15 protein-coding genes and 1 pseudogene are annotated in these 15,085 nt (G+C 70.1%); 5 read left to right on the forward strand and 11 right to left on the reverse strand.

Annotation, left to right across the window (positions count from 1 at the left end; all coding sequences use genetic code 11):
- Positions 1-12: 12 nt before the first annotated feature.
- Positions 13-1,251: a MurT ligase domain-containing protein gene (locus tag IH68_RS0103860; protein ID WP_030928265.1), complete on the reverse strand. Its 1,239-nt coding sequence runs from the start codon at positions 1,249-1,251 to the stop codon at positions 13-15.
- Between the two features lie 113 nt (positions 1,252-1,364).
- Between IH68_RS0103860 and def the strand changes: the two genes are divergently transcribed.
- The gene (gene def, locus IH68_RS0103865; RefSeq protein ID WP_030928268.1) at positions 1,365-1,904 is read left to right on the forward strand and encodes a peptide deformylase; all 540 of its coding nucleotides are present in this window, start codon (positions 1,365-1,367) and stop codon (positions 1,902-1,904) included.
- A 45-nt stretch (positions 1,905-1,949) separates the two neighbouring features.
- Here def and IH68_RS0103870 read toward each other — a convergent pair whose 3' ends face one another.
- Entirely contained in the window at positions 1,950-2,594 is a 645-nt protein-coding gene (locus IH68_RS0103870) for a TetR family transcriptional regulator (protein ID WP_030928272.1), read from the reverse strand.
- Positions 2,595-2,764: 170 nt separating this feature from the next.
- On the opposite strand from IH68_RS0103870, the gene IH68_RS0103875 reads away from it, so the two are divergent.
- Positions 2,765-3,991 (forward strand): acyl-CoA dehydrogenase family protein, encoded by a 1,227-nt coding sequence (locus tag IH68_RS0103875; RefSeq protein WP_030928278.1) that lies wholly within the window; start codon positions 2,765-2,767, stop codon positions 3,989-3,991.
- Positions 3,992-4,053: 62 nt separating this feature from the next.
- Here IH68_RS0103875 and IH68_RS0103880 read toward each other — a convergent pair whose 3' ends face one another.
- The 4 genes and pseudogenes from IH68_RS0103880 to IH68_RS0103895 all read right to left on the reverse strand — a co-directional run.
- The gene (locus IH68_RS0103880) at positions 4,054-4,374 is read right to left on the reverse strand and encodes a hypothetical protein (RefSeq protein ID WP_159403638.1); all 321 of its coding nucleotides are present in this window, start codon (positions 4,372-4,374) and stop codon (positions 4,054-4,056) included.
- Positions 4,375-4,519: 145 nt separating this feature from the next.
- Positions 4,520-5,041 carry a cupin domain-containing protein gene (locus tag IH68_RS0103885; RefSeq protein ID WP_030928281.1) on the reverse strand — a complete coding sequence of 174 codons (522 nt, stop codon included), beginning with the start codon at positions 5,039-5,041 and terminating at the stop codon, positions 4,520-4,522.
- Positions 5,042-5,048: 7 nt separating this feature from the next.
- A complete protein-coding gene (locus IH68_RS0103890; RefSeq protein WP_030928282.1) occupies positions 5,049-6,263 on the reverse strand; it encodes a cytochrome P450 in 1,215 nt (404 codons plus the stop codon).
- Between the two features lie 7 nt (positions 6,264-6,270).
- A pseudogene (locus IH68_RS0103895) lies at positions 6,271-7,347 on the reverse strand (type III polyketide synthase); the annotation flags it as partial.
- Positions 7,348-7,518: 171 nt separating this feature from the next.
- Between IH68_RS0103895 and IH68_RS0103900 the strand changes: the two are divergent.
- Positions 7,519-8,181 carry a transcriptional regulator gene (locus tag IH68_RS0103900; protein ID WP_030928295.1) on the forward strand — a complete coding sequence of 221 codons (663 nt, stop codon included), beginning with the start codon at positions 7,519-7,521 and terminating at the stop codon, positions 8,179-8,181.
- An 89-nt stretch (positions 8,182-8,270) separates the two neighbouring features.
- On the opposite strand, the gene IH68_RS0103905 is transcribed toward IH68_RS0103900, so the two are convergent.
- From IH68_RS0103905 to IH68_RS0103925, 5 genes are all read right to left on the reverse strand, one after another.
- On the reverse strand, positions 8,271-8,507 hold the full coding sequence (locus IH68_RS0103905) for a DUF6213 family protein (protein WP_030928297.1): 237 nt from the start codon (positions 8,505-8,507) through the stop codon (positions 8,271-8,273).
- Between the two features lie 25 nt (positions 8,508-8,532).
- Positions 8,533-9,927: an NADP-dependent succinic semialdehyde dehydrogenase gene (locus IH68_RS0103910; RefSeq protein ID WP_030928299.1), complete on the reverse strand. Its 1,395-nt coding sequence runs from the start codon at positions 9,925-9,927 to the stop codon at positions 8,533-8,535.
- A gap of 78 nt (positions 9,928-10,005) precedes the next feature.
- Entirely contained in the window at positions 10,006-10,482 is a 477-nt protein-coding gene (locus IH68_RS0103915) for an NUDIX domain-containing protein (protein ID WP_030928301.1), read from the reverse strand.
- Positions 10,479-12,017: an ATP-dependent DNA ligase gene (locus IH68_RS0103920; protein WP_030928304.1), complete on the reverse strand. Its 1,539-nt coding sequence runs from the start codon at positions 12,015-12,017 to the stop codon at positions 10,479-10,481. The genes IH68_RS0103915 and IH68_RS0103920 overlap by 4 nt, the downstream gene beginning before the upstream one ends.
- Before the next feature lie 127 nt (positions 12,018-12,144).
- Positions 12,145-13,080 (reverse strand): NAD(P)/FAD-dependent oxidoreductase, encoded by a 936-nt coding sequence (locus IH68_RS0103925; protein WP_030928308.1) that lies wholly within the window; start codon positions 13,078-13,080, stop codon positions 12,145-12,147.
- Positions 13,081-13,160: 80 nt separating this feature from the next.
- On the opposite strand from IH68_RS0103925, the gene IH68_RS0103930 reads away from it, so the two are divergent.
- Both IH68_RS0103930 and IH68_RS0103935 read left to right on the forward strand, forming a co-directional pair.
- Positions 13,161-13,742, forward strand: a complete 582-nt coding sequence (locus IH68_RS0103930) for a helix-turn-helix domain-containing protein (protein ID WP_199931835.1) — start codon at positions 13,161-13,163, stop codon at positions 13,740-13,742.
- A 109-nt stretch (positions 13,743-13,851) separates the two neighbouring features.
- A complete protein-coding gene (locus IH68_RS0103935; RefSeq protein ID WP_030928315.1) occupies positions 13,852-14,631 on the forward strand; it encodes a hypothetical protein in 780 nt (259 codons plus the stop codon).
- The last annotated feature ends 454 nt before the right edge of the window (positions 14,632-15,085 follow it).

Consider the following 15,085-nt stretch of genomic DNA (forward strand, 5'->3'; position numbering starts at 1 on the left):
AAATCCCCTGTGTCAGTTGCCGACGCGGCGGCGCAGGTCCTGGAAGGCGGTGTAGTTGGCGATGACCTCGATCCGCCCCGGCGGGCTCATCTGCACCGCCTGGTCGAGGTCGTCGCAGACCTGGAAGTGCTGGTTGGCGACCTCCAGACGCACCGCGAGGTCCAGCTTGCGATCGCCGATCACACAGATCGGGTGGCCGGTCAGACGCGTGTAGTCGACGTCCCACAGCCAGGAGGTGTCGGTGCCGTCGGCGCCGCGCGCGTTCACGGAGAGGATCACCGGGGTGGGCGGAGGATCGATAAGGCTGAACGTTTCGAGCCAGCCCGCCGGGTTCTTCGCGAGCAGCAGCCGCAGGTCGCGCTGCTGGAACTGCACCACGTCGTAGCGTCCGGCGACGGCCTGCACCTGGTACATGCGTTCCAGGGCGACCTGCGGCGGCACACCGAAGACGGCGGCCACGGCGGCGGAGCTGGCGGCGTTCGCCTTGTTGGCGCGGCCGGGCAGCTGGAGGTGGATGGGCCAGGCGGACCCGTGCGGGTCGAGCACGTGGTCGCCGGAGAGCGCCCAGCTCGGCGTGGGCCGACGGAAGCCGCACTCACCGCAGAACCAGTCGTCGCCGGGCCGCTGCATCACACCACCGCATGACGGGCAGGACCAGGCGTCGTCCTTCCACATCTGCCCGGCGGCGACCCAGATCACATTGGGAGAGGAGGACGCGGCCCACACGACCAGCGGGTCGTCGGCGTTGGCGACGATGACCGCTTTCGACCCGGCCAGCCCCTCACGCCAGTTCTCCGCGAGCATGCGGGTCTCGGCGGCGCGGTCGAGCTGGTCGCGGGAGAGGTTCAGCAGGGCGATGCACTTCGGGTCGGTGTCCCGGGCGACACCGGCGAGGTACTTCTCGTCGACCTCGATGACGCCGAACCGGGCGTCGGAGCTACCCGCGAGAGCCGAGGTGATGCCGGCCGGCATGTTGGCGCCGAGCGCGTTGGAGACGACCGGACCCGCGGCGCGCAGCGCCTCGGCGATCAGTCTGGTGGTCGTGGTCTTGCCGTTGGTCGCCGAGACCAGGGTGACGTCCAGGTTCTGGGCGAGCCGCGCGAGGAGGTCGGGGTCGAGCTTGAGCGCCACCCGGCCACCGATCACCGAACCGCTCCCGCGCCCCGCGGCGCGCGATGCCGCCGCGACCGCCTTGCCCGCGGTCACGGCCAGCTTGGCCCGCGGCGTGAGCGGGTCCGAGTTGCCTGCCATGAGTTCTCGATCCTCCTTGCGTACGCGCCGCGCCTCTGCCTGACGGCAACGTGGTGTGGACCTCAGCCTATCGAGATCCATTCACAGTCCCGAACCGCCGTACCCTGACGGCCATGCGAAACAGCTCCATTCCGGGCGCCCGAGGCCGCGTCCGGCCCCTCACCCTGCTCGGGGACCCACTCCTGCACACCCCGTGCGAGGAGGTCACCGACTTCGGCCCCGGCCTCGCAGCTCTCGTGGAGAACCTGTTCGCGACGATGTATGCGGCGCAGGGCGTCGGTCTGGCGGCGAACCAGATCGGTGAGTCTTTGCGCGTATTCGTGTACGACTGCCCCGACGACGAGGACGTCCGCCACGTCGGTCACGTGGTGAACCCCCGACTCGTCGAGAAGGACGGCGTGGTGATCCGGGGCCCGGAGGGCTGCCTGTCCCTACCGGGCCTGGAGGCGGGAACGGAGCGCTACGACCATGCGGTGGTGGAGGGCTTCACGGCGACCGGCGAGCCGATCACCGTCCATGGAACAGGCTTCTTCGCACGATGCCTGCAGCACGAGTGCGACCACATCGAGGGCACGGTCTACGCGGACCACTTGACGGGCCGGCGCCACCGGAAACTGATGCGCCAGGTCACGCGAGCAGCCTGGCGCCGGTGAGTGCACGGCTTTTGCCTTCAGGGGCGCGGGGCTGAGATGCAGCCGTCAGAACCCCGGACCGCCTATCTTGTCGCCGGCGGCAGCCAACCGCCCCCACAACAGGTCGGCAAGACTCCCCACCAACTCCGCCCGAGAACAAGGCCGTTCCCCCAGCCACCAGTCCCCGGCGGCATGCATCATCCCGACTATCCCGTGCCCCCACACCCGAGCCAGCTGCTGACCCCCCGGCCCGAGATCCAGCCGGTCCTCGATGACCTGCGCCAACTCCTCGCCCATACGCCGAAGCAGCGGAATCGAATGCTTGCCGACGTCGAAACCCTGCTCCCCGCCCGGGCTGCCCTCCGCCGGATGCATCAGGAACCGGTACACCTGTGGACGTGCCTCGATCGCCGCGAGATAGGTGTCGAGGGTGGCCTCGACCCGCTCACGGCGGTCCGCCGGGGCGTCCAGCGCCGCCCGGAGCGAGTTGAGCAGCGCGTCGGTGTGCCGCTTCGCCAACGCGGCGTACAGTCCGCTCTTGTCGCCGAAGTGCCGGTACAGGATCGGCTTGGTGATGCCGGCCTCCGCGGCGATGGCGTTCATCGAGGCCTGCGGTCCGTCGCGCAGCACCACTCTGTCGGCGGCCTCCAGCAGCTCGCGCCGACGTCGGTCGGCGGACCGCTGTTGCTCGGTCCGCTGCGTGGTGTCCATGAGCTCTCCCCACCCGTGCTGAATCGGTGACGCCTGCGCAAACTAACACTCAACATGGCCCTTGCATCGAACAGGCTGCCGAGCGTCATCAGGAGTTGACATTCCTACCCGCGGGTAACAAACTAGGGTTACCGCTAGTAACATGAAAGTACGCCTTCGCTGGAGGGGACATGGCCGAGTTCACCATGGAGCTCAACGACGAACAGAAGGAGGTCCGGGACTGGCTGCACGGCTTCGCCGCCGACGTCATCCGCCCTGCGGCCGCCGAATGGGACGAGCGTGAGGAGACTCCCTGGCCGGTCATCCAGGAGGCCGCGAAGGTAGGCATCTACTCCCTCGACTTCTACGCCCAGCAGTACTTCGACCCCACCGGCCTCGGCATACCGATGGCCATGGAGGAGCTGTTCTGGGGCGACGCGGGCATCGCCCTGTCGATCGTAGGCACCGGTCTGGCCGCCGTGGGCGTTCTTGCCAACGGAACCGAGGAACAGATCGGCACCTGGATCCCGCAGATGTACGGCGATGCGAACGACGTCAAGGTCGCCGCGTTCTGCTCCTCCGAGCCCGACGCCGGCTCCGACGTGTCCTCCATGCGCACGCGAGCCGTGTACGACGAGGCCAAGGACGAGTGGGTCCTCAACGGCACCAAGACCTGGGCGACCAACGGCGGCATCGCCAACGTCCACGTCGTGGTCGCGGTCGTCGACCCGGAGCTCGGTTCCAAGGGCCACGCCTCCTTCATCGTCCCGCCGAACACACCGGGCCTGTCCCAGGGGCAGAAGTTCAAGAAGCACGGCATCCGCGCCTCGCACACCGCCGAAGTCGTCCTGGAGAACGTCCGCGTCCCCGGCACCTGCCTCCTCGGCGGCAAGGAGAAGCTCGACGAGCGCCTCGCCCGGGCCCGGGAGCGGGCGAAGGCGGGCGGTGAGCGTGTGAAGAACGCGGCGATGGCCACGTTCGAGGCGTCCCGCCCGGCCGTCGGTGCGATGGCGGTCGGCACCGCCCGGGCCGCGTACGAGGTCGCTCTCGACTACGCGAAGACGCGTGAGCAGTTCGGCCGCCCGATCATCGACAACCAGGGTGTCGCCTTCCAGCTCGCGGACATGCGCACGTCCATCGACGCCGCCCGGCTGCTGGTGTGGCGTGCCTCGTGGATGGCGGTCAACGGCAAGCAGTTCACGGCCGCCGAGGGTTCCATGTCCAAGCTGTTCGCGAGCGAGACCGCGAAGAAGGTCACCGCGCAGGCGGTGCAGATCCTGGGCGGCAACGGCTACACCCGGGAGTACCCGGTGGAGCGGATGCACCGCGATGCCGCGATCTACACGATCTTCGAGGGCACGAGCGAGATCCAGCGCCTGGTGATCGCACGCACGCTGTCCGGGATGCCGATCCGGTAGCGCTGCCGGTGCTGTCCACGAGCCCCCCGCCGACACCGGCCGGGGGCTCGTGGCATGTGCGGCTACGGCACCCACCGGTGCAGACAGGTAAGGCAGATCACCTCATGGGCCCAGCGGTTGCGGGCCGCCACTGTTTCGGCCACCTCGCGCGACATGATCACCCCCCACACCAGACCGCCCGCCGCCACCAGCAGCCCGAGCAGGACGCTGCCCGACACCAGAACCCAGAATCCCGCCGCGATCACCGCCAGCACGGCGAAGTACCTTGCCTCCACTACGTCCGGCGGTGCGAGCTCGTCCTTCGCCTCCGCATCCCCCGACAGCGACCTCCAGCGGTGCGACACCTTCTCGATGTTCACACTGCCGTCAAACGGACACTTCACAGCAACCCCCCGAAGTCCAGCCGTGGTTGAGGACGGCAGCATCCACGGAGGCCAGGGCTCCGACAAGGGCGCACGCACGGAACCCCGCCCGTGCACGACGGGCGGGGTGGGCGGGGCGTGGCGACGGACCGGAGCCCCGGGGCGCTCAGCGGTGTCGCAGGGGCGTCAGCTGCTCGATGTCGTAGCGTCTGCGCAGTTCTTCGATGGCCCGGTGATCCGGCGGTCCCCCCGACCCCAGGATCTCCAGCAGCTCCTCGAAGTAGCGCTCGTGGTCCGGGGGCGGGGACGCCTGGAAGAACATCTTCGCCGCGGTGTCCGTCGGGTTGGCGAACGCGTGCGGGCAGCCCGGGGGTACGACGATGACCGTGCCGGGGGTTGCCCGGACCACGCGGCTGCCCGAACCCGACTCCCAGCGCTGCCAGTTGTCGGGGGTCCGTACCCGCGGCTCGAAGGCGAGGACGTCCAGTTCGCCTTCGAGCACGTAGAACAGCTCCTCGCTGCGCGTGTGCACATGGGCGCCCACGTCGAAGCCGGGCGGTACCTCCACCTCGAAGGTGGACGCCGTGCGCGAGTGCGTGCCGGTCACCTTGAACGTCACGCGCTGGGCCGGGGTCTCCACGACCCGGCCGTGGCCCGGCGGTACCAGCAGGCCCTCCGTCGCCGTCACCGGCTGCTCACCATGTGACCGGCAGTGCTTCGGGACCGCGGATCAACGCCCCCTTCTTGAACGGCACTTGGCCGGGCGGTACGGCGAGCTTCAGGCCCGGCACCCGGTCCAGCAGAGCGTCCACCAGCAGCTCGGACTCCAGCCTCGCGAGCATGTTGCCGGGGCAGAAGTGCGGGCCGAAACCGAACGAGACATGGGGGTTCGGGGCGCGGGTGAAGTCGATCGTCTCCGGGTCGGGGAAGACGTCCGGGTCGCGGTTGGCGGCCAGGTAGGAGACGTAGACCGGGTCGCCCGCGCGGATCCGTACGCCTCTGATCTCCACGTCCTGCATCGCGATGCGCGAGAGACCGACCGCATTGCGGTGCGGGATGTAGCGCAGCAGTTCGTCGATGGCCTGGGGCCGGATCTCCGGCTCCGCACGCAGCCGCTCGGCCAGGTCCCGGCGGGTCAGCAGGAGGTAGAACATCTGCCCGCTGTTGTTGGTGACCGCCTCGCCGCCGATCTGCAGGAGCACGGCGAGGCCCACGGCCTCCTCCAGGGTGATCTCGCCCTGGCCGACGGCGGCACCGAGCAGGGACGCCACGTCCTCGCCCGAGCTGCCCTCCCGGAGCCCGATGAGATCGGCGAAGTAGGCGCCCATCTCGTTCTTGGCCTTCTCGCTGACCTTCGCGCCGTGCGAGGAGGACAGGATCAGCTGGGTCCAGGTGTGCATGCCGTGCCGGTCGGCGGCCGGGACGCCCATCAGCTCGCAGATCACCGCGATGGGGAAGGGGCTGAGCACGGTCGCGGTCAGGTCCGCCGGCGGGCCGTCCTGCAACAGCTCGTCGACCAGTTCGTCCAGCAGCCGCCGGGACCGGTCGCGCACCCGCTCCACACCCTTCGCCGTGAACGCGGCGGCCACCGAGCGGCGCAGCCGGGTGTGGTCCGGCGGATCGAGGAAACCGACCGCGCCGCGCTGCGGGATGAAGTGCGGGGCGAGCCGGGTGACCGGCTGGTCCATGACCGCCTCACGGCTGAAGCGGGGGTCGTTGGTCACCATGCGGACGTCGTCGTGGCGCGTGACCAGCCAGGCCCAGCCCTCGCCGTTGGGCAGCTGGATGCGGGTGACGGGGCCCTCACGCATCAGCTCGGTCAGCACCGGGTCGAAGTCGACGCCGGTCAGGTCGAGGGCCGGCCAGTGCCGGATCGGGGGGAGGGTCTCGGTGAGGGTTTCTTCAGTCATGCCGTACTCATGCCGTCCTGTCGTCGGGGCTGTGCCAGTGGCCCAGCGCCATCTCCGCGGTGATGCCGGGGCCGAACCCGGCCAGCAGCCCGCGCGCCCGGTGCTTCGCTCCGCCCTCGTCGAACATCCGGCGCAGCGCGTCGAGGACGACGGCGCTGGCGATGTTGCCGTACTCGGTGAGCGTGGCCCGGCTGAAGCGGAACGCGTGCGGGTCGACCTGCAGAAACTTGCTGAGGTCGTCGAGGATGCGCGGACCGCCGGCGTGGATGATGTAGAAGTCCAGGTCGGAGGCGTCCCAGCCGTGCAGACCTGCCAGCTCCTGCAGCGCCGGCGCGAGCGGCTCCATCGTGCCCGGCACCCGTTTGTCCAGCAGGAAGTGGAACCCGGTGGCCCGGACGTCGTACATGATCCACTCCTCGGTCTTGGGGATCAGGTACGAGCCGTTGCGCACCAGCTCGACGCCCTCGCCGCCCTGTCCGCGCACCACCGCGGCCGCGATCCCGTCGCCGAACAGACCGTTGGAGAGCAGGGACCCGACGCCCAGGTCGGTGGGCTGGTAGCACAGCGAGCAGAACTCGCAGGCCACGATCAGCGCATTGGCGTCGGGGTAGGCGGAGCAGAAGTCGTGCGCCCGGTTGATCGCGGCTCCGCCCGCCGCACAACCGAGCTGGGCTATGGGTATCTGGCGGGTGGTGCTGTCGAAGCCCATCTCGTTGATCAGCCAGGCCGTGAGCGAGGGCATCATGAAGCCCGTGCACGACACGTAGATGATCACGTCGATGTCCTTGGTGAGGAGCTCCGCGTCGTCCAGCGCGCGCTGTATGACGGCGGGGACCCGGGCCTTCGCCTCGGCCTGGTAGACCTTGTTGCGCTCCTCGAAACCGGGATGCTTCAGCGTCTCTTCGATCGGCTGCACGATGTGCCGGGTGCGAACGCCGGTGTTCTCGATCAGCCGGAGGGCCAGCGGCAGCTGTGGATGGTCGGCGTGGCGGGAGCGGGCAAGCTCCAGCGTCTCCTCCATCGTGATCACGTGCTCTGGGACGGACACCGAGGGTCTGCACAAAGTCGCCATGAACCGTCCTGCTTTCGCCGTCCGGAAGGCTTTCGGCCCCCGGGTCGAAAAGGGTTCACCTCTGGGGGTGGTTCACCCACGATCACCCGCCGAGGCGACGATCTCGCGCCGGACTACTCCGTATCGGGGACCCCGTGCGAAGGTCGAAGCAGGAGCCCCGCATCCGATCCCATGGAGGACGCAATGACGCGTACGGCCACGGAACTGCTGGAGACGACCACTGCGAAGCTCGCCCCGGATCCGCAGGCCAACCCCCTTGTCCCCCTCATCGCCCGGGGCGACGCCTCCCGCGACACACTCGCCACGCTGGCGCTGGAACAGCGCTGGGTGATCCCGGCGGACCGCCTTGCGTTCCTCCATCTGGCCCAACGCGCCACGGAGGAACCGGAGGCCGCCGCGTTCTTCGAGATGCTCGCCGACGGCGAGGCGCTGGCAGCCGAACGGCTGCAGCCCTTCGCGCAAGCCTGCGGCATCGACGAGGCGAGGACGAGCGCCTACGAGCCGCTACCGGGCTGCCAGGCCTACCCGTCGTACGTCGCCTGGCTCGCCCTCAACGCCACCCCGACCGACGCGGTCCTGGCCATCACCGCCAACTTCTCGGCGTGGGGCGGCTATTGCGCCTCCATCGCCGAGTCCCTGCGCGTCCACTACGACTTCATGGACGAGGCCTGCGCGTTCTTCGACTTCTTCGCCGAACCGGCCCCCGAGCTGGACCGGAGGGCGACGGCGGCCGTTCAGGCGGGCCTGGACGCAAACTTCCTGAACGAGGACCGAGCACACGGCTACGGCCGCCTGCTCCAGAGCTACGAGTCACTGTTCTGGTCGACGTTGCTGCAACTGGCCTAACAGGGGCGCGAGGCTGTATCTATTTGCGGCTCCGCCGCGTGGGCGCGACAAGCCACAACGAACCCGCACCCGGCACCGGACAACAACCCCTACGGCGCAGTCCCGCTGCTATGAGCAATACACGCAACATCAATACGGTCGGCCAACTTGGCCAGCTCAATGGTCAACGCAGCCACCGTGTCCTCGTCGAGCCCCGCCTCCCCGGCCTCGACAAGGTGCAGCCACCGTCCACCCACCGTCCGCAACAACTTGCTCACATCGGCCGCAGCCACCTGCAAGGTCCCGCGGTCATCGACGATCAGAGGCAGAGTCACTTCGCGGTTCACAACCGGGATGTTAGCCGCGCAGCCCTCACGCACCGTGCCAAACCGTCGTGATGTTGCAGAACTCCCGGATTCCGTGCCCGGACAGCTCACGCCCGTAACCGGACCGCTTGACCCCGCCGAACGGGAACGCCGGGTGGGAGGCCGTCATCCCGTTGACGTACACGGCGCCCGCCTCAAGATCTCGTACGAAGCGGTCCACCTCCGCCTCGTCCCGCGTCCACACGTTCGAACTCAGCCCGAACGGCGAATCGTTGGCGATGAGCACGGCCTCGTCGAGACCGGACGCGCGATACAGCGTGGCGACGGGCCCGAAGGCTTCCTCGCGGTGGATGCGCATCTCACGGGTGATCCCGGTGAGCACGGTCGGCGGGTAGTACCAGCCGGGCAGCTCGGGCCGGCGCAGCCGATGGCCGCCGCACAGCACCTCCGCCCCGCTCCGCCGCGCGTCGTCGACGAGGTCCTCCAGGTCGTCACGCCCCTGCTCGCTCGACAGCGGCCCGACGTCCGTGTCCTCCTCCATCGGGTCACCGACCTTGAGCGCCTTCATGCCCTCGACGAAGCGTTCGGCGAAGGCGTCGTAGACGTCCGTGTGCACGATGAACCGCTTGGCGGCGATGCACGACTGCCCGTTGTTCTGGACACGGGCGGTGACCGCGATCTGCGCGGCCCGGTCGAGGTCGGCGGACGGCATGACGACGTACGGGTCGCTGCCGCCCAGCTCGAGGACCGTCTTCTTGACCATGTCCCCGGCGGTGGACGCGACCGCCCGTCCGGCGGGCTCGCTGCCGGTGAGGGTGGCCGCCTTGACGCGTTCGTCGCGAAGGATGTCGTCGACGGCACCGGAGCCGATCAGCAGGGTCTGGAAGCAGCCTTCCGGGTAGCCCGCCTGGTGGAACAGGTCCTCCAGGAAGAGCGCGGTCTGCGGGACGTTCGAGGCGTGCTTGAGCAGGCCCACGTTGCCCGCCATCAGCGCGGGCGCCGCGAACCGGATGACCTGCCACAGCGGGAAGTTCCACGGCATCACGGCAAGGACGGGGCCGAGCGGCCGGTAGCGGACCAGGACGCGGGAGGCGCCCGAGTCCTTCACGTCGAACTCCGACGGCTCCTCGTCCGCGAGGAGTTCCTCCGCGTGGTCGGCGTACCAGCGCATCGCCTTGGCGCACTTGGCGGCCTCCGCACGCGCCTGCTTGATCGGCTTGCCCATCTCGGTGGTCATGACGCGGCCGATGTCCTGCTGGATCTCGTCGAGGAGAGCGGCGGCCCTGTTCATGAGGCGGGCGCGTTCGGCGAAGGGCGTCGTCCGGTACGTGCGGAACGTCGCCTCCGCGAGCTGGAGCCGGCGCTCGAGCTCCTCCTCGCCCATGGCCTCGTACGTCTTGAGCGTCTCGCCGTTCGCCGGGTTCACCGTCGCGATGGGCATGGCTGACCTCCTGGGGGCGGGCTTGGTTCGACCTTCCCGCGCGCTGCCGGTGACCGCAACGCGTGGGCGGCTGTGCGGTTACTTCGAGTCGTCCGAGTGCTCCGCCAGCCGGTCGAGAAACGCAGTCTGCGCCTTGACGATCACATCCCGGGCGCGGTCGAGCCCGAACCACTCCACCCGGTCCAGCTCGGGGAACTCCTGGGTCTGCCCGGACCTCGGCGGCCACTCCATGCGGAACGTGCCGGGCTCGATCGTCGCCGGGTCGAGATCGGCCTCGACCGCCCAGGCGGTGACGGTCTTGCCGCCCGTCTGCCGGACCTCGCCCAGCGCCACCGCCTCGCCGTCGGGCGGCTCAAGCCCGAGCTCCTCCTGGAACTCGCGGCGTGCGGCGTCCCAGGCCGTCTCCTCCTCGGGCTCGTACTCGCCCTTCGGGACGGTCCACGCGCCGGCGTCGCGCTTGGCGAAGAACGGGCCGCCCATGTGGCCGAGCAGGACCTCCAGGCCGCCACCGGTGTGCCGGAACAACAGCAGGCCGGCGCTGCGCCTGCCGCTCATGGCTTCACCTCCGGTTGCGCGGCGAGCAGTGTCTCGACCGTGTCCGCCTCCTGCGGGCGCTTGTCCTCGCGGTAGCGGACCACGCGGGCGAAGCGGAGGGTGACGCCGGCCGGGTAGCGGGTGGACCTCTGCAGGCCGTCGTAGGCGATCTCGACGACGAGTTCGGGGCGTACGGTCACCACGTAGCCGTTGGTGTCCGTGGCCAGCTCCTGGAGGCGTTCGGTCTGCCAGGTGAGCATCGCGTCGGTCATGCCCTTGAAGGTTTTGCCGAGCATGGCGAAGGAGCCGTCGGGATTGCGGGCTCCGAGGTGGAGGTTGGAGAGCTTGCCGGTGCGCCGGCCGTGGCCCCACTCGGCGGCCAGCACCACCAGGTCGAGCGTGTGCACGGGCTTGACCTTCAGCCAGGACGCGCCGCGCCGGCCCGCGCTGTAGGCGGCATCGAGGCCCTTCACGACGACGCCCTCGTGGCCGCGCTCCAACGTTGCGGCGAGGAAGCGCTCCGCCTCGGAGACGTCCTGCGGACCGGACACCAAGGCACGCCGGACCCGCATCGGCTCGGGGACCAGCCGGGCCAGCTCGGCGTGCCGCTCGGCGAAGGGCAGGTCGAGCAGGTCGCGGTCGTCGACGGACAGCGCGTCGAAGAAGACGGGGGAGACGGGGACCGTCTCGGCGGCCGTCGCCACGTCCACGCGCGAGCCGACGCGCCCGGCCGTCTCCTGGAAGGACCGGGGCCGCCCGTCCTTGCCGAAGGAGATCACCTCGCCGTCCAGGATGAACCGGCGGCCCTTCAACTCCATTGCGGCGGCGGTGAGTTCGGGCAGTCGGTCGGTGATGTCGTCGAGGGTGCGGGTGTAGATCCGTACGCTGTCGCCGTCCCGGTGGACCTGCACCCGGATGCCGTCCAGCTTCTCCTCGACCGCACACGCACCGAGCTTGTCGACCGCCTCGGCCACCGAGGAGGCGCTGTGCGCCAGCATCGGCAGGACCGGGCGGCCTACGGTGAGCCGGAAGCGGTCCAGTGCCGCCGGCCCGTCCGCGAGCAGCGCCTGCGCCACCGTCTGCAGGGAGCCCGCGAGCATCACCGCCCGGCGTACGTCCGCGGGCGGCGCCTCGGTGGCTTGCGCCAGGCCCTCGACGGCGACGGCGTCCAGAGCGCCCTGCCGCACCTCGCCGGTGAGCAGCCCGAGCAGGAACCGCTGCTCGTCCTCGGTGGCCGCACCCATCAACTCCCCGACCAGGCGGGCCCGTTCGGCCTGTGAGCCGGCACCCGAGACCTTGCTCAGCTCGCCGAGGAGAGCGTCCACCTCCCGCACGGTGAGAGTGGGTTCGGCCGCCGGGGCGACCGGGCGGCTGAGCACCTTCCAGCCGACGCCGAGCCGCCCCTGAGGCAGCCGTCCCGCCAGATACGGGATCACGATCGGCACGTCGTCCGCCTCGGCGTCCCGGAACAGCTCGGCGAGCAGAGCGATCTTCCGGGACCGCGCCGAGGTGGCGGCGACCTCCTGGGAGACTTGGGCCAGGCGGGCTAGCAGCATGCAGCCATAGTGCGACGCGTTCCGCCCGCTTACACCCGGGACTACAGGTTGTGTGTCGTCTGCGGGCCCGTAGTGGCTGGTCGCGCCCACGCGGCGGAGCCGCATATCGACACAGCCCCGCGCCCCTTTAGGGCGCCGCATCCAGGTCGTTCATCAGCAGGTCCCCGTTGATCGTTGCCCCCGCCCGGTAGCCGCCTGCCGCCGCGTTGACGACCTGCTCGGCGAAGCCCATTGCGTTGCCGGCGGCCCAGACGCCCGGCACGGAGGTGAGGCCGGTCGAGTCGACCACCGGATAGGCACCGAAGGGGGTCTCCTGGAGTTCGGCCCCCAGCCGCTCCAGCAGTCCGGTCTGTGGGACTGCGTGGGGCGCGACGAACAGCACCTCACGTGCTTGCGCGGTGCCGTCCGCGAGGCGTACTCCGGTGAGGCGGTCGTCCTCCACCACCAGCTCCGCGACCTCGCCGGGCACCACCTTCACCCCGGCCGCCGCGAGCCTGCGCAGATCGTCGTCCGACAGTTCCTCCTCGGCCACGGAGTGCAGGAAGAGCGTCACGTCCTTCGACCACTGGGACACCATCAGGGCCTGGTGGACGCTCAGCGGGGTCGTGGCCAGCACGCCGAAGGCCTGGTCGCGGACCTCCCAGCCGTGGCAGTACGGGCAGTGCAGCACGTCCCGGCCGAAGCGCTCGGCCACGCCCGGCACCGCCGGGAGCTCGTCCCGCAGACCCGTGGCGATCACGAGCCGCCGTGCGCGCATGGTCCGGCCGCCGGCCAGGACGACCGTGAATTCCTCGCCCTTCGTGACGTCCACGGCCCGGTCGCGGACCAGTTCCACGCCGTACCGCGCGATCTCCTCCCGGCCGATCGCCAGGAAGTCGGTGGGTGGCATGCCGTCCCGGGAGAGAAAGCCGTGCATATGGGCGGCGGGCGCGTTGCGCGGTTCGCCCGCGTCGACGACGAGCGTGCGGCGCCGGGCCCGGCCCAGGACCAGGGCGGCGGAGAGCCCCGCCGCGCCCCCTCCGACGACGATCACTTCGTACTGCTCGCTGAGCTTCTCGGTCATGGGTGACCACCTCCACGCCCGACGGTCGCCCTGCCGCTGCCGTGTTGACAAACCTGTTTGCCGAAACTGCAATGTCGTCCATGAATGGCGACGACACGGACGAGGTCCTCGCGGAGGTCGGCCCCCGCCTGCGCCGGATCCGCAAGGAGCGGGGCGCCACGCTCGCCGGGCTGTCGGCGACCACCGGCATCTCGGTCAGCACGCTGTCCCGGCTGGAGTCCGGACTGCGCAAGCCCAGCCTCGAACTGCTGCTGCCGATCGCGCGGGCGCACCAGGTGCCGCTGGACGAGCTGGTCGGCGCGCCGGCGACGGAGGACCCGCGCGTACGCGGCAAGCCCTTGGTGCGCCACGGCCGCACGTTCTGGCCGCTCACCCGGCAGCCCGGCGGCCTCCAGGCCTTCAAGGTGCTGGTGCCGCAGGGCACCGAGGAGCCCGAACCGCGCACCCATGAGGGCTATGAGTGGCTGTACGTGCTGTCCGGGCGGCTGCGGGTGGTGCTCGGTGAGCACGACGTCGTCATGGCGGCGGGCGAGGCGGCCGAGTTCGACACGCGGGTGCCGCACTGGTTCGGGTCGACGGGCGAGGGGCCGGTGGAGTTCCTGAGTCTGTTCGGGCCGCAGGGGGAGCGGATGCATGTGCGGGCGCGGCCGAAGCGGTCCTGACGGTCGGGCTGATACGTCAACTCCACGCGGCTGTCGGGTCGTTGGCCGTTACGCTTCTCGTAAGCCCCGGCCTGTGTGACTGCTGTGACGGGTGTTGCACACTGAGCCCATGACACGCATGAGGAAGATCGCAGCCGCGCTGCTGGCCGCATCGGCCGCGCTGCTCGCGACACCCCCCACCGCCTCCGCCACCCCCACCCCGCACAAGACCCTCTTCAAGGAGAACTTCGACCGTCTTCCCCTCGGGCCGGTCACCGCGGGCCGCGGCTGGAGCGCCGACACCTCCAACGGTTCGCTGACCGTCGAACCCAGCGCCACCGGCCACGGACACGAACTGCGGCTCCACACGGAAGGCAACGGCCGCGCCTTCCTCGCACTGTCAGGTCTCGCACCCGCCGGCAACAGCTTCTGGGCCCGGCTGCGGGTGCGCGTGGACCGCCGCCCCACGGCTCCCGACTGGGCGCACTGGACCATGGCGGAGGCCTCCGGCTCCGATGTCCCCACGCTGGTGAGGCCGTTGGGCGGCCAGTACGTTCCCACCTCGAAAGGCAACTTCTGGGGGGTCGGCTCCGATCTGGGCCCCACCGGGGACTGGACCGCCTGGAAGACCTCCGCTCCCGCCCCCGCCGGGATCTGGCAGTGCGTCGAATTCCACCTCGACGCGACCGACAACCGGGTCACCGTCTACCTGGACGGCGCGGAGCAGCCCGAGTTGACGGTGTCGACGAAGCAACACGGAGGCACGGCGGACGACTTCGTCTTCCCGCACTTCGACAAGCTCAAGCTGGGCTGGCAGTTGTACCAGGCCGACCCCACTCCCTCCTCGTACGACATGCACATGGACGACGTGGCGCTGAGCAGCAAGCGGGTCGGCGGGTGCGGCTCATGACGGGACGTCTGCCGCGCAGGGCGGTGCTCGGCGGGATCATCGGCGGCCTCGCGACAGCGACCTCGCCGAGCCTGTCGGCTGTCGCCGCCGTAGGGGGGCCAGGAGCCGTATGTGCCGCTGGCCGTGGGTGCCGGGGGCGGGCCCGCCGGGTCGGACCGGGTTCATGTGCTGAAGGTCGGTCCCGACACGGCGCACACGGTACTGGTGCTGGTTCCGGGCATGTTCGGGGCCGCGAACGACTTCCGGCTGCTCGCCCGTGACCTCGTCGCCGCCCTGCCCGGAGTGCAGATATGGGCGTTCGACCGGCGTGAGGAGAACCTGGCCGACCGCGCCGGATTCGCCACGGCGGACCCGGCGGCGTACTACCTGGACGGCCACTATCGGTCGCTGGACCCTGCCGACGCGGGCTTCGCGGCACGCTGGGGTCTGGCCCGCACCGTGGCGGATCTGCGCA

This window comes from Streptomyces sp. NRRL S-646, assembly GCF_000720765.1.
In the GTDB taxonomy this organism is placed as follows: Bacteria; Actinomycetota; Actinomycetes; order Streptomycetales; family Streptomycetaceae; genus Streptomyces.

Coding starts and splice junctions, on each gene's coding strand:
- IH68_RS0103930 (WP_199931835.1), top strand. CDS start 13,161: ATGAATGGCGACGACACGGACGAGGTCCTCGCGGAGGTCGGCCCCCGC.
- IH68_RS0103935 (WP_030928315.1), top strand. CDS start 13,852: ATGACACGCATGAGGAAGATCGCAGCCGCGCTGCTGGCCGCATCGGCC.
- IH68_RS0103910 (WP_030928299.1), bottom strand. CDS start 9,927: ATGCCCATCGCGACGGTGAACCCGGCGAACGGCGAGACGCTCAAGACG.
- IH68_RS0103870 (WP_030928272.1), bottom strand. CDS start 2,594: ATGGACACCACGCAGCGGACCGAGCAACAGCGGTCCGCCGACCGACGT.
- def (WP_030928268.1), top strand. CDS start 1,365: ATGCGAAACAGCTCCATTCCGGGCGCCCGAGGCCGCGTCCGGCCCCTC.
- IH68_RS0103875 (WP_030928278.1), top strand. CDS start 2,765: ATGGCCGAGTTCACCATGGAGCTCAACGACGAACAGAAGGAGGTCCGG.
- IH68_RS0103920 (WP_030928304.1), bottom strand. CDS start 12,017: ATGCTGCTAGCCCGCCTGGCCCAAGTCTCCCAGGAGGTCGCCGCCACC.
- IH68_RS0103915 (WP_030928301.1), bottom strand. CDS start 10,482: ATGAGCGGCAGGCGCAGCGCCGGCCTGCTGTTGTTCCGGCACACCGGT.
- IH68_RS0103890 (WP_030928282.1), bottom strand. CDS start 6,263: ATGACTGAAGAAACCCTCACCGAGACCCTCCCCCCGATCCGGCACTGG.
- IH68_RS0103900 (WP_030928295.1), top strand. CDS start 7,519: ATGACGCGTACGGCCACGGAACTGCTGGAGACGACCACTGCGAAGCTC.
- IH68_RS0103925 (WP_030928308.1), bottom strand. CDS start 13,080: ATGACCGAGAAGCTCAGCGAGCAGTACGAAGTGATCGTCGTCGGAGGG.
- IH68_RS0103860 (WP_030928265.1), bottom strand. CDS start 1,251: ATGGCAGGCAACTCGGACCCGCTCACGCCGCGGGCCAAGCTGGCCGTG.